The organism is Dickeya chrysanthemi NCPPB 402, from assembly GCF_000406105.1.
Classification (GTDB): domain Bacteria; phylum Pseudomonadota; class Gammaproteobacteria; order Enterobacterales; family Enterobacteriaceae; genus Dickeya; species Dickeya chrysanthemi.
Genome location: NZ_CM001974.1, coordinates 1,320,339 through 1,333,185, shown reverse-complemented (window position 1 = coordinate 1,333,185; position 12,847 = coordinate 1,320,339). Strand labels below are relative to the sequence as shown.

Here is a 12,847-nt window from a genome sequence, read left to right as displayed (position 1 = left end):
GGCGGGCGAGTTGTCCCACGCCTGATACTCCGCCACCACCTCGGCAAACGGCGTAAACGGCGACGCCTGCGGCGCGTCACCTGCGCGGAGGGCGTTGTAAATCGTCACGATCCGCCGGGTCAGCGCATCAAAACTGAAGCCATCCACCATCAGGTGATGAAAACGCTGATACCAGAACCACCGTTCCGGCTGCGCCGATACCTGCATGATCACCTGCCGGTACAGCGGTTGCCCGCCATCGGCCGGCAGCGGTGCCGCCAGATCTGCGCGCATCAGCGCCCAGGCTGCCTGTTCGCCTTGCGCCGGATCGCAGAAATCCCGCCATTCCGGTTCGCGAATCTCCGCAACGCCCGGCGCAGACGGTAACCACTGCACCGGCTCACCGAGATCATTCAGGCCAAAGCGCGCCTGTACCGTATCCGCTTCCGCCAGCCCCTGACGAATCGCCGCTGACAGATGAGCCGGAATGACCGGGCCGTTCAGTTCCAGCGCATGTGCCACCGTAAACGTATTCGGCTGACTGGCAATCTGATCAGCCATCCAGATACCGGGCTGAGCCGCCACCAGCGGCAGTTCCAGCGTCCCCGCCGGATGCGCCGGCGTTAATGGGTGGGAAGGCGTTGACCGGCCGGATGTATCGGCTTGATTGGATGATTGCACTTCATTAGGTGATTGTGCTTGATTGGATGATTGCGCTTCATTGGGTGATTGTGCTTCGTTAAGTCGCTCTGACACGTTGTTTTCCTTACTCCGTCGACGGAAACATTCCTGACTGGGGAACGCCGGTTAGGCTTCGCGGGCCCGCAGACTGGCTGGACGCATGTCTTGCCAGTGCGTTTCGGTATAGGCGATGCACGCCGCGCGGGATTGCGGCCCGAAAACCGGCTGCCACCCCGCCGGTACGACGGCAAACTCGGGCCACAGGCTGTATTGCTGCTGCTCGTTGACCAGTACCAGAAACGTCAGACGCTCATCGTCAAACGGATTTAGTTGTTCCTGACTCATTGTGGTTACCTCGTGTGATATAGGGTTGTCGCGCGTTATCGGGCGTTGCCGTTGTTCAGCAGCCAGCGGAAGCCATCCATCAAGCCGCCGCGCCAGCACAGGGTGTCATGCCCGCCGGCATACACGCGCTGGTGAACCTGATGCCCCGCCGCGATCAGCGCCTCATGCATCTGTTGATTAACGAAGGCGATATCCGCTTCACGTCGCCCCGCTTCCTGAAAGATCACCAGCGGCGATGCCGTCCGACCGCTCTGTCGCACTTCGATCACCAGCACACCGGGTTCCAGCGTGTCGCGTTGGTCGAAGTCGGTGATGAATTGCAGGTTCGGCCACCAGAACGACCCGGATTGCGTTAAGACGCGGCCAAAACGCTGCGGCCAGTGCAGACCGGCGTACAGCGCCGCCAGTCCGCCATAACTCTGCCCGGATACCACCGTACGATCCGGGTCGTTGCTAAACGGTTCCAGACGCGCCGTCTGCGGCAACAACTCCTGCTGCACGGCCTGCCAGAACGCGGCATCGCACGGCAGTTCCCGACAACGGGTTTCCCCGTCAATCGCGTCAATAAACAACCAAACGGCGGGCGGCAGATGCCCCGCTGCGGTCTCCGCATCCAGTGCGGTAAACAGCGGTGTCTCTTCGGCCCATTTTTGCCCGTCCAGCACGATGCAGAGCGGCCGTTGCGCCGGTTCATCGCTGACACCGGTGGTGTACAACCAGATACGCCGCTGGTTGCCGAGCTGTTCGCTCTTCCAGTCAAATACCGTCAGCCGGGCGGCGTCCGGCGGCAACGCCGAACCCTTGTCCACCGCCTGCCAGGCCAGCTGTGACGGCGCGGCCGGCATATGCGCGGCCGATAATTGTTCCCCCCACGGCCGACTCAGGTTGAGCGGATCGGCGATGGCGCAGGGGAACAGCGAACACCACCACTCCCGCTGCTGCTCGTCACGCTGCAACTCATCGTCGCTAAACACGGGCGGCAGTTGCGTCGCCGCAATCGGAATCAGGGAATAGCTGCCGCGCCAGTCATGCTCAAGGACCATCGACCAGTGCCAAATGTCGGTGCCGGGCAGTCGTTCCAGGCTCTGCGGGTCGGTGCTGTGGTGATCGGTGACGCCGTTGATATCGGCATACACCCGCTGGATAGCGGAATGGCTCTCGTCACCATTCGGGTCGCGCCAGAGAAAGGTGGCCCGCACCTGCCCGGCATCCAGCATTTCCACCAGCGGTGTTCCCAGTCTGGCGATCTGTTGCCACCAGGCATCGTCCCCTGCCTGAGGCGATGACAAAAGTGTTGCGGCGAAACCTGACGGCTGTGCTGTCGGCATCAAAACCTCCTGGGGCATTCCCCTTTACGTTTCACTTACATTTAATTAACAGTGCTAATGTGTCCATTTGGAAATTTACAGTTCTTTAGACAATTGAAATAATATTGAGAACCATTTACATTTGCAATAAGATGCAAATCCCGATGTTTATCGGGATACAAAAACCCATACCTCAGTCACAGAGCACGAGATTTAAAATTAACAATATGAATTTAAAGTTAATTAATTGATTGAGTGAGATGAATGACAAGGCCGGGGAATTCAGAGCCTGAAACACATAAAAAATAAGGTCTTTCACAGGAGAGGATCACTGATGCGTAGCACCAGGAATAAACAATTAATAAAACTAAAGTCTTGGCAGAAAAATAAAAACGCCATGCCGGTTGTGCTGGCATCCACGTTGCTGGTAGCGGCACAGGCACAGGCGGCGGAAACCACCACCAACACCGATACCATGGTGGTCTCCGCCACCGCCGGCGAAAGCGTTACTGCACCGCTGAAAGGTATCGTGGCGAAAGAAAGCGCCTCCGGCACCAAAACCAGCACGCCGCTGATCAAAACCCCGCAATCGGTCACCGTGGTCACCCGCGACCAGATGGACGCGCAGGCGGTTTCCTCCGTGTCTGATGCGCTGAATTACTCCAGCGGCGTGGTCGCCAACTACCGCGGTTCTTCCAACCGCAACGATGAAGTGATTGCCCGTGGCTTCCGCTACGCACCGAAATTCCTTGATGGTCTGAGTTATGGCCTGAGCGGTCAGGGGGCGGCGCTGGGGAAAATGGATCCCTGGCTACTGGAGCGGGTAGAGCTGGTGCACGGCCCGGCGTCGGTACTGTATGGACAGGTGAATCCCGGCGGGCTTATCAGCATGACCAGCAAGCGCCCGACCGCCGAAACTATCCGCAAAGTGCAATTCAGCGCCGGCAATCAGCATCTGGGCGAAGCGGCGTTTGATTTCGGCGGCGCGCTCAACGACGACAAAACGCTGCTCTATCGCCTCAACGGCGTCGCCAGCACCCGTGATGAATTCGTTAACGATTACAAAGAGAAACGTGTCGCCATCGCGCCTGCGATCACCTGGCTGCCGAACAGCGACACCAGCTTTACCTTGCTGACCAGTTACCAGAACGATCCACAGGCCGGTTACCGCAACTTCCTACCCAGGATCGGCACCGTGACTGAAGCCAGCGCAGGTTATATTCCGCGTGATCTGAACGTCAGCGATCCTAACTACAATCGTTCAAAACGCGAACAGATCGGCCTCGGTTATATTTTCGATCACTCCTTTAGCGACAATGTTTCCTTCCAGCAAAACTTCCGCTACTCCCAGTTGAGGGAGCGCTACAAGTATCTGGTTTATACCTGGAGCAACCCGGAAATTTCCGACACTTCGCTCTCCCGTCGTCAGGTTCGTGAGGAGTTGGACGCCGATGAAATCGGGCTGGATAACCAGATCAAAGTCAAACTCGCAACCGGTGATATCCAGCATACCTTGTTGAGCGGCCTCGATTACAAATGGCAGGATCGTGATTACAACTACTGGCGCAACAGCGGCTCCCGATACAACTTTGACTGGGCGAACCCCAGCTACGGCGGTTCTTATCTGGTTAGCGACAGTCAGTTAGCACTGAACCAGTCTTACAAGAAAAAACTCGATCAGGTTGGCGTTTATCTGCAAGACCAAATGGAATGGAATCAGTGGAATCTGCTGTTGTCCGGTCGTCATGACTGGAGCGAAATACGCACACAGGACCGCACCACCAGCACCACAACGCAGCAAGACGACAGCAAATTCACCGGTCGTGCCGGGTTGCTTTATGCCTTCGACAACGGCATTTCGCCGTATGTCAGCTACAGCACCTCGTTCGAACCCAACCTGGATTCCGGTGCCCCGGGCACTCCGGCCTTTAAACCGACGACCGGCGAACAAACCGAGGTCGGCATCAAGTTCCAGCCCAGGGGCAGCAATACCCTGCTGACCGTCTCACTGTTTGACATCACGCAGAAAAACATCACCTCGTACAACAGCGTGACCCAATACAACGAGCAGATCGGCAAGGTGAAATCCAAAGGGGCGGAAGCGGAAGTGCACACGCAACTGACGCCGGAAATCAGCCTGATGGCGGCCTACACCTATACCGATGCGGTCACCAAGGAAAGCAACACCGCCAACCAGATCAACAAAGCACCGTCGGCCATTCCACGCCATTCCGCCTCGACCTGGGGTAGCTACAGCTTCCAGAATGGTCCGCTGAAAGGCGTCACGCTCGGCACCGGGGTGCGCTACGTCGGCTCAACCTACGGCGATAACGCCGAGGGCTTCAAAGTACCGGCTTACACCCTGTACGACGCGATGGCGCGCTACGAACTGGGCTCGCTTGCGTCGCAGTTGAAAGGCACCACCGTGCAACTGAACGTCAACAACCTGACCGACAAGCGCTACGTGGCGTCATGCGGCGGCGACACCGCCTGCTTCTACGGTAGCGGCCGCACGGTCGTCGCAACCGTCAACTACAGCTGGTAATACGCAGCAGGGCGGGGATTCCCGCCCTGCGGTGACGCCTGCGCGCCACCATTTTGTTCCACTCCGACATAAGGAATAAACCCCGTGTCAACGCTCGCAGCCACCTCTTCATCGCTGGATGCCCGCACGCTTCAGCACGATGATTTTCTGTTTCTGTCTCCCGACAACAGCCTGCATGCCCGTGGATGTTACGCCGCCTTGTCGACGGCCGTGGCAGACGGCGGTCATCTGCAAAGCGACGTTCAGCAGCAGGTAAAAACGCTGTTTGCCCGTGCCCGGCAGGACGGCATCGCCCGGCCGCTGCTGGTGGGCGCTATCCCGTTCGACAAACGCCAGCCCGCCCGTCTGTTCGTACCGCAACAATCACGCTGGTTCACACGCGATACACTGCAACAAGCGCCCCTCACCGTCGCGCCGATAAGGGTGCGCCAGATACGCGAAGTACCGGAGCATGATACGTTTTGCCAGATGGTCAGCGCCGGCGTTGCCGCTACCCGCAGTGGTGAGCTGAAGAAAATCGTGTTGTCCCGCTTGTTGGATATCGATGCCGACCAGCCGCTGGATTCACTTCATCTGTTTCGACAGCTTAATCAGCAAAATCCCTGGAGCTACAATTTTCATGTGCCGCTGGAACAGGGTGCGCTGCTGGGTGCCAGCCCGGAATTGCTGCTGCATAAGCAGGGCAACCACATTGTGTCGCAGCCACTGGCCGGCTCAGCCCGTCGCAGCGACGATCCGGTGGAAGATCAACGCCTGCGCCGTATGCTGATGGCTTCAACCAAGGATCGCCACGAACACCGGCTGGTCACCGATGATATCCGGCAGGTGCTGGCGCCACGCTGTCGGGCGCTGACCATTCCGGACACGCCGGAACTGCTGAACACGCCGGTACTGTGGCACCTGGCGACCCGGATTCAAGGCGAAGTGTTGGACGCACAGGAAAACGCGCTGTCTATTGCCTGTCTGCTGCATCCTACCCCGGCGTTGTGTGGTGTGCCGTTCGAAGCCGCCCGCGATCGCATCGCCCAACTGGAGCCGTTCACACGAGGTCTGTTCGGCGGCATCGTCGGATGGTGCGACGATGAAGGCAACGGCCAATGGGTGGTCACCATTCGCTGCGGCGAAGTGCGGCAAAATCGGGTTCGATTGTTTGCCGGCGCCGGCATCGTGCCGGACTCTCAACCGGTGTCTGAATGGCACGAAACCGGCGTTAAATTGAGCACCATGCTGCGTGCATTTGGTCTGCGACAGGATCAGGAGTGCGCAGCATGATGATTGAATTCACCCGCTGGCCACCCGAGCTGGAACAGCGCTATCGTGCACGCGGCTACTGGCTGGATGTGCCGCTGGGCGACATTCTCACCCGGCACGCCGACAATGACGATACCGCCTTGATCGACGGCGACCGCACGTTCAGTTACCGCCAGATGAACCAATGGGTGGCGCAACTGGCCGGCGCGCTGCAACGCCGGGGAGTCACGCCGGGGCAAACCGCGCTGGTACAACTGGGCAATGTTGCCGAGTTCTACCTGACTTACTTCGCGCTGCTGCGTGCCGGCATTGTGCCGGTGAACGCCCTGTTCAGCCATCAGCGCAGCGAGCTGTGCGCCTATGCCGACCAGATCGCCCCCACGCTGTTAATCGCCGATCGTAGCCATGCATTGTTTACCGATGACCGCTTTATCGACGAGCTACGCCAACGTTGCCCGTCGTTGCAACAGGTGATCCTGCGTGGCGACGCCGGCTCGGCGTTATCGCTGGCGCAACTGTTACAGGAAGACGGCGCCCCGATGGACGCTACGCCGACGCCTGCCGATCAGGTGGCGTTTTTCCAGCTTTCCGGCGGCAGCACCGGCACCCCCAAACTGATTCCCCGCACGCACAACGATTACTACTACAGCATTCGCGGCAGCGTAGATATTTGCCAGGTGGATGCGCACACCCGTTTCCTGTGCGCCCTGCCCGCCGCCCATAACTACCCGCTCAGTTCACCGGGGGCGCTAGGGGTGTTCTATGCCGGCGGTACGGTGGTGCTGGCGGGCGATCCCAGCCCAACCTGTTGCTTCCCGCTGATTGAACGGCACCGCATCACGCTGACCGCGCTGGTGCCGCCCGCCGTCACGCTGTGGCTGGAAGCGGTGGCGTTATCCGGCGATCGCCGCGCGCTGGCGAGCCTGCGCGTATTGCAGGTCGGCGGCGCGCGGTTAAGCGAATCACTGGCGCGACGCATACCGGCGGAACTGGGCTGTCAGTTGCAACAGGTGTTCGGCATGGCGGAAGGGCTGGTGAACTACACCCGGCTGGATGATGACGATGTCCACCGCTTCACGACGCAAGGCCGGCCTATCAGCGACGATGACGAAGTATGGGTAGCCGATGCCGACGGCAATCCGTTGCCGCACGGTGAACCGGGCCGCCTGATGACGCGCGGGCCTTATACCTTCCGCGGCTACTACCGCAGCCCGTCGTACAACCACCAGGTTTTTGACGCCGAGGGCTTCTACTGTTCCGGCGATCTGGTGATCCAACAGGCGGACGGCTACCTGCAAGTGGTCGGGCGTGAAAAAGACCAGATCAACCGTGGCGGGGAAAAGATTGCCGCTGAAGAGATCGAAAACCTGCTGCTTCGTCACCCTTCGGTGATCAACGCCGCGCTGGTGGCGGTGCCTGACCCGATGATGGGCGAGAAAAGCTGTGCGTTTCTGGTCACCCGCGAACCGCTCAAAGCGGCGGCGTTGCGTCGTCATCTCCGCGAGCAAGGCATCGCCGACTACAAATTACCGGACCGATTTGAACAACTCCCCACCCTGCCGGAAACCGCGGTGGGTAAAGTCGATAAACAGCGGCTACGCCAGCTGGCGCAACAGCGCGTAGCGGCGGCCACTGCAGGAGAATAAATCATGGCTATTCCAAAACTAAACGCCTACCCGCTTCCCGGCGAGGAACATTTACCGGTCAACAAGGTCAACTGGCCGGTTGACGCCACACGCGCCGCGTTGCTGATTCACGATATGCAGAACTATTTTCTCAATTTCTGGGGAGAAAACAGCCCGCTGACCGAACGGTTGATCGCCAACGTCACGCGCATTCGGCAGGCGTGCCGCCGGCAGGGCATTCCGGTGTTTTATACCGCGCAACCCAACCAGCAGAGCGACGCCGACCGGGCGCTGCTCAACGACATGTGGGGACCGGGCCTGAACCGTCACCCGGAGCAGCAGCAAATTACCCCGGCCCTGACGCCGGACGCCGACGACACCGTGCTGGTGAAATGGCGTTACAGTGCCTTCCACCGTTCCGACCTGGAGCAACGGTTGAACGCCGCAGGCCGCGACCAGTTGATTATTTGCGGGGTATACGCGCACATCGGCTGCCTGACGACGGCCACCGATGCGTTCATGCGTGATATCAAACCGTTCATGGTAGCCGACGCACTGGCGGATTTTTCCCAGGAAGAGCATCTGATGGCGCTGAGTTATACCGCCGGTCGCTGCGGCCGGGTACTGACCAGCGCGCAACTGCTGGACGCGCTCGTGCCGCAAACGGATGACGGACTGGCGCGCCTGCGCGCTGAACTGCTGCCGTTGCTGGACGACGACGACGAGATCGGCGACGACGACAACCTGCTGGATTACGGGCTGGACTCGGTGCGCATCATGTCGCTGGTCACCCGCTGGCGTCAGCAGGGGCATGATCTGGATTTCGTCGCACTGGTGAAAAACCCCACGCTACGTCATTGGCATCAGTTGCTGAGCCAGCGTCAACCGGAGGAAGCATGAGCATCGCGCTGGATTTCAGCGGCAAACAGGTGTGGGTGACCGGTGCCGGGCGCGGCATCGGCTATGACATCGCCTGCCGTTTCACCGAAGCGGGGGCGATCGTCACCGGATTCGATCGTGTTTTTTCCTCTGACGAGCTGCCGTTTCGCGCCATTGAACTGGATATCGGCGATGCCGCCGCCGTTGCGAAGGTTTGTGCAAGAGAGTTGGCGCATACGCCGCATCTGGATGTGCTGGTGAACGGAGCCGGCATCCTGCGTATGGGCCAGACCGAAGCGCTCAGCCTGCAAGACTGGCAGGATTGCCTGAACGTTAACGCGGGCGGGGCTTTTCACCTGTTTCAGGCGCTGATCCCGCAGTTTCAGCAGCAACGCCGCGGCGCGATTGTTTCCATCGGCTCCAACGCGGCGCACGTGCCGCGGGTCGGCATGGCGGCCTATTGTGCGTCCAAGGCGGCATTACGCAGCCTGTGCCTGACCGTCGGGTTGGAGCTGGCACCCTACGGCGTACGCTGCAATCTGGTGTCGCCCGGCTCCACCGATACCCCGATGCAACGCAGCTTGTGGCACTCACCGACGTCGGAACAACACACCATCGCCGGTTTCCCGGAACAGTTCAAACTGGGTATTCCGCTCGGCAAAATCGCCCGTCCGCGCGATATCACCGATACGGTGCTGTTTCTGGCGTCCGATCTGGCGGGCCACATCACGCTACAGGATATGGTGATCGACGGTGGTGCCACGCTGGGTGCATAACGCCATACGCCGACATCCGTTTTTCATGGAGAAGTGCACATGATCTGGAAACGCGTTACCACGCTGGACATGCTCAATCAGATGAGTGACGACTGCATGTTGTCTCACCTGGGGATTCGCTTTACCCATATGACAGACAACAGCCTGGAAGCAGTCCTGCCGGTAGATGCCCGCACCCGGCAGCCGTTCGGCCTGCTGCACGGCGGCGCCTCGGTGGTGCTGGCGGAATCGCTCGGTTCAGTAGCGGGTTGGCTGTGCACCGAACCGGGTGCCAGCGTGGTGGGTGTGGAGATTAACGCCAGCCACCTGCGGGCGGTTGCACAGGGAGAGGTGCGGGGAATCTGCCAGCCGCTGCATCTGGGCCGCCAGACGCAAGTCTGGCAGATAGAGATTCTGGACGAACGCCAACGGCGCTGCTGTATCGCCCGGCTGACCACCGCGGTGATTCAGCCGTAAAGATGACAAAGGAGGCCGATGGCCTCCTCGTTGGTTTTACTCCGCCAACACCGGGTAATCGGTATAACCTTCCGCGCCCGGTCCATAAATCGTGTTGCTGTTCAGCTCGTTGAGCGGCGCACCACGACGCAAGCGCTCAACCAGATCCGGGTTGGAAATGTAGATGCGCCCAAACGACACGGCGTCCGCCTCGCCGTCCGCCAACAGTTGCTCCGCGGCGTCACGGGTCAGGCCATCGTTGGCGATCACCACGCCACTGAACTGTTTGCGAATCAGCGGCAGAATACGCTGCGGCGTATCCAGCGCTTCGCGTACAAAGATGAACGCCAGTTTGCGATCGTTCAGTTGTTCAGCCACATAACCGAATAACGCCTGCGGATCGGAATCCTGCATGGAGTGTGAATTGGACATGGTATTCAGGTGCACGCCAACCCGATCCGCCGGCCAGACGGTCAGCACTGCGTCCACCGTCTCCAGCAGAAAGCGCACCCGATTGGCGATGGAACCGCCGTACTGGTCGGTACGCTGGTTGGAACCATCATGCAGGAACTGATCGAACAGGTAGCCGTTGGCGGCATGGATTTCCACCCCGTCAAAACCGGCGCGTTTGGCGTTTTCCGCCGCCTGACGAAAGTCTTCGACAATACCGGAGACTTCATCCGTTTCCAGTGCACGCGGCACCACATAGGACTTGTACGGGCGAATCGTCGCCACATGACCTTCCGCCGCGATAGCACTGGGCGCGACCGGCAACTCACCCTCCAGATAGACCGGGTCGGAAATACGCCCCACGTGCCACATCTGCAACACCATTTTACCGCCTGCCGCGTGTACCGCTGCATTAATGCGGCTCCAGCCTTCAATCTGTTCATCCGACCAGATCCCCGGCGTATTCGGATAACCAACGCCCTGTGGCGTGACGGCGGTAGCCTCTGTCAGGATCATCCCGGCACTGGCACGCTGGACATAGTATTCCTGCGACAGTGCACCGGGGATCCGCTGGTCGAAAGCACGCATACGGGTGAGCGGCGCCATGACGATACGGTTTTCCGCCTTGATGGCGCCAATCTGAATGGGATCAAACAAACCTGACATAGCATTTTCCTTTTTTATTAATTATCGATACCGGTGAACAAAGAACACATCCATCGCCGCGGCTTACCAGCAAACGGCAATGTGATAGCAGGTTGTATCAGCGATGAGTTAACGCAACGGATATAACATCATTGAAGGGACGGTCGCCATATCATTTGGTGCTTATGACGACGTATCAGGTTATATACCCTGAGTAACGTTACAGGGTAAATGCTCACAGAGTGTGACACTATCGTACGCGCATTCTTACACGCATATTAAGCCCGGACGGAACATAGCCGATGTTGCCGCGGTCGCGCGCGAAGCCATACAGGTTGGTAAACAATCCGGTTCAGGTAACGGCAGGCGATATCAGGTAACGGCAGGCAATAGTTGTTCACCAAACGCCGCCAGCCTTTGCAGGCCATACTCCCATTTACCAAACCCGGCTTCTGCGTTGATGTGCCCGCCTTCCCCCACATCCACCAGATCGCTGCCCCAGGCTTGCGCCCAGTATTCGGCACGGGAAAAGGTCATCAATGGATCGTTGTGACTGGCAAACGCCAGGCTCGGCACGGCCAACCGTTCAGCCCGAATGCGGTCTTCAATCTCAAAACGCATCGGCTCTGCCGGCGCCACCAGCATCACGCCGGCGATACCTTCCATACCCTGCTGAACAACATGGCAGGCAGCCAGCGCCCCAAAGCTGTGGCCAATCAGCACGGCCGGACGCTCGCACGTCGCCAGTTCACGACGGATCGCCAGAACCCAGCGATCCAAATCCGCCTGATACCACTCTTTCTGACGGATACGCCGCCAGAACGGAAATCGACGTTCCCAGTAGCTCTGCCAGTGGTCTTCGTCACTGTCGCGCAATCCCGGCACCAGCACCATCGTCAGTCGCGAATCGATGTCTATCAGGCGCTGGTCTACTTCTGTTGTCTGCATCAGGTTCTGTGTCTCCCTGTTGATTGTCTGTCAGAGTTGTGCGGACAGCCTCAACGACATCGCCACCCTTACACCCTTTCCATTACAATCTGATAACAATATCAGTACCGGCTTACAGCCTACCACGGGATTCCTCATTTGTATCCTGATTCAGTACAGCAATTTATATTACTTCCTGTCTTACCGGAGAAAGTCTTTTTTTCTTTTTATGTCTTGCAGTTGCTACAGAATAATATGCTGATTCATGCAGTAGACCGGGAAAACGGCAGTTCCTGAGGACAGGCGATACGCCGATAATCCTCGGTATTAAGAATCATCGAGCACGTTAACGAACCGGCATTGAATGCCAGTTCGGTGCCGCGTATACGGGCAACCTCCTCCGAACGTCCGGCGCTGTCGTGATGCACTACCCGATAACGCACCTGTGCCTGATCAAGACGCCGGCACAACTGCTCAAAAGTGGTATTTGTCTGCATAATCTGATCCGCTGCTCCCAAGTCTGGTAAAGCATGGCTTTTCGTCTGGTCGTCAATGCTTTTTAATGCTATTCCCACCGAATTTAACGTTATCCCCCTTGAACTTCGTCCCTGACCCGGCGTAGATTAGCGCCGATTCCATCATCTGCCTGCATCTGCAGCAGTGACTGGGGAACCGCCCGAACACCGGCGCTTCCTGAAAGTTAACGCACAATCGGAATCATTGCTGGCGTGATATTGCTGGAGAGAAATCAGTGAAGTACTTATTCATGGGCGTTTCATTCATTCTGTTTTTGTGGGTAGGCACTTTTTTACTGATGCTGGAATAACCCTGACGGTGTTTCCTCATCCACTTCGGCAGAAGGCTCCTGCCGAAGCAACAACAAAAAATAATTATCAGTACACGAAAGGCGAATAAACGACAGGCTGGCAGCCCTTCTTGCCAGCCTGTTTCTTTTTTATAGCAAGTTATAGCAAAAAGCCGGTCACAATAATCAACAACTCA

General features: G+C 58.4%; 13 protein-coding genes. 7 read left to right on the top strand and 6 right to left on the bottom strand.

The genetic code is table 11. From position 1 onward, the window contains the following. The 3 genes from DCH402_RS22990 to fes all read right to left on the bottom strand — a co-directional run. Positions 1-735: condensation domain-containing protein (locus DCH402_RS22990; protein ID WP_040000340.1), on the bottom strand; the 735-nt coding region annotated here is incomplete at its 3' end. A gap of 51 nt (positions 736-786) precedes the next feature. Then, positions 787-1,005: an MbtH family protein gene (locus tag DCH402_RS06110; RefSeq protein ID WP_040000339.1), complete on the bottom strand. Its 219-nt coding sequence runs from the start codon at positions 1,003-1,005 to the stop codon at positions 787-789. Between the two features lie 35 nt (positions 1,006-1,040). Then, positions 1,041-2,333 (bottom strand): enterochelin esterase, encoded by a 1,293-nt coding sequence (fes, locus tag DCH402_RS06105; protein WP_040000338.1) that lies wholly within the window; start codon positions 2,331-2,333, stop codon positions 1,041-1,043. Between the two features lie 313 nt (positions 2,334-2,646). Here fes and DCH402_RS06100 point away from each other — a divergent pair, with 313 nt between their 5' ends. The 6 genes from DCH402_RS06100 to DCH402_RS06075 all read left to right on the top strand — a co-directional run bounded on the left by DCH402_RS06100 (position 2,647) and on the right by DCH402_RS06075 (position 9,844). Next, the gene (locus DCH402_RS06100; protein ID WP_040000337.1) at positions 2,647-4,857 is read left to right on the top strand and encodes a TonB-dependent siderophore receptor; all 2,211 of its coding nucleotides are present in this window, start codon (positions 2,647-2,649) and stop codon (positions 4,855-4,857) included. A gap of 84 nt (positions 4,858-4,941) precedes the next feature. Then, a complete protein-coding gene (locus DCH402_RS06095; protein ID WP_040000336.1) occupies positions 4,942-6,129 on the top strand; it encodes an isochorismate synthase in 1,188 nt (395 codons plus the stop codon). Then, positions 6,126-7,754 (top strand): (2,3-dihydroxybenzoyl)adenylate synthase, encoded by a 1,629-nt coding sequence (locus DCH402_RS06090; RefSeq protein ID WP_040000335.1) that lies wholly within the window; start codon positions 6,126-6,128, stop codon positions 7,752-7,754. Before DCH402_RS06095 ends, DCH402_RS06090 begins: the two co-directional genes overlap by 4 nt. Positions 7,755-7,757: 3 nt before the next feature. Further along, the gene (locus DCH402_RS06085; RefSeq protein WP_040000334.1) at positions 7,758-8,633 is read left to right on the top strand and encodes an isochorismatase; all 876 of its coding nucleotides are present in this window, start codon (positions 7,758-7,760) and stop codon (positions 8,631-8,633) included. Further along, on the top strand, positions 8,630-9,388 hold the full coding sequence (gene dhbA / locus DCH402_RS06080) for a 2,3-dihydro-2,3-dihydroxybenzoate dehydrogenase (protein ID WP_040000333.1): 759 nt from the start codon (positions 8,630-8,632) through the stop codon (positions 9,386-9,388). Before DCH402_RS06085 ends, dhbA begins: the two co-directional genes overlap by 4 nt. 39 nt (positions 9,389-9,427) lie before the next feature. Further along, positions 9,428-9,844, top strand: a complete 417-nt coding sequence (locus DCH402_RS06075; protein WP_012769054.1) for a hotdog fold thioesterase — start codon at positions 9,428-9,430, stop codon at positions 9,842-9,844. Positions 9,845-9,880: 36 nt separating this feature from the next. On the opposite strand, the gene DCH402_RS06070 is transcribed toward DCH402_RS06075, so the two are convergent. The 3 genes from DCH402_RS06070 to DCH402_RS06060 all read right to left on the bottom strand — a co-directional run bounded on the left by DCH402_RS06070 (position 9,881) and on the right by DCH402_RS06060 (position 12,342). After that, the gene (locus DCH402_RS06070) at positions 9,881-10,939 is read right to left on the bottom strand and encodes an alkene reductase (RefSeq protein WP_040000332.1); all 1,059 of its coding nucleotides are present in this window, start codon (positions 10,937-10,939) and stop codon (positions 9,881-9,883) included. 351 nt (positions 10,940-11,290) lie between these two features. Beyond that, the gene (locus DCH402_RS06065) at positions 11,291-11,866 is read right to left on the bottom strand and encodes an RBBP9/YdeN family alpha/beta hydrolase (RefSeq protein ID WP_040000331.1); all 576 of its coding nucleotides are present in this window, start codon (positions 11,864-11,866) and stop codon (positions 11,291-11,293) included. A 242-nt stretch (positions 11,867-12,108) separates the two neighbouring features. Further along, positions 12,109-12,342 (bottom strand): YbaK/EbsC family protein, encoded by a 234-nt coding sequence (locus DCH402_RS06060; protein ID WP_040000330.1) that lies wholly within the window; start codon positions 12,340-12,342, stop codon positions 12,109-12,111. Between the two features lie 254 nt (positions 12,343-12,596). Between DCH402_RS06060 and ypdK the strand changes: the two genes are divergently transcribed. Continuing rightward, complete coding sequence (gene ypdK, locus DCH402_RS23360) at positions 12,597-12,671, top strand: membrane protein YpdK (protein ID WP_099327210.1); 75 nt, start codon at positions 12,597-12,599, stop codon at positions 12,669-12,671. Positions 12,672-12,847: the final 176 nt, after the last annotated feature.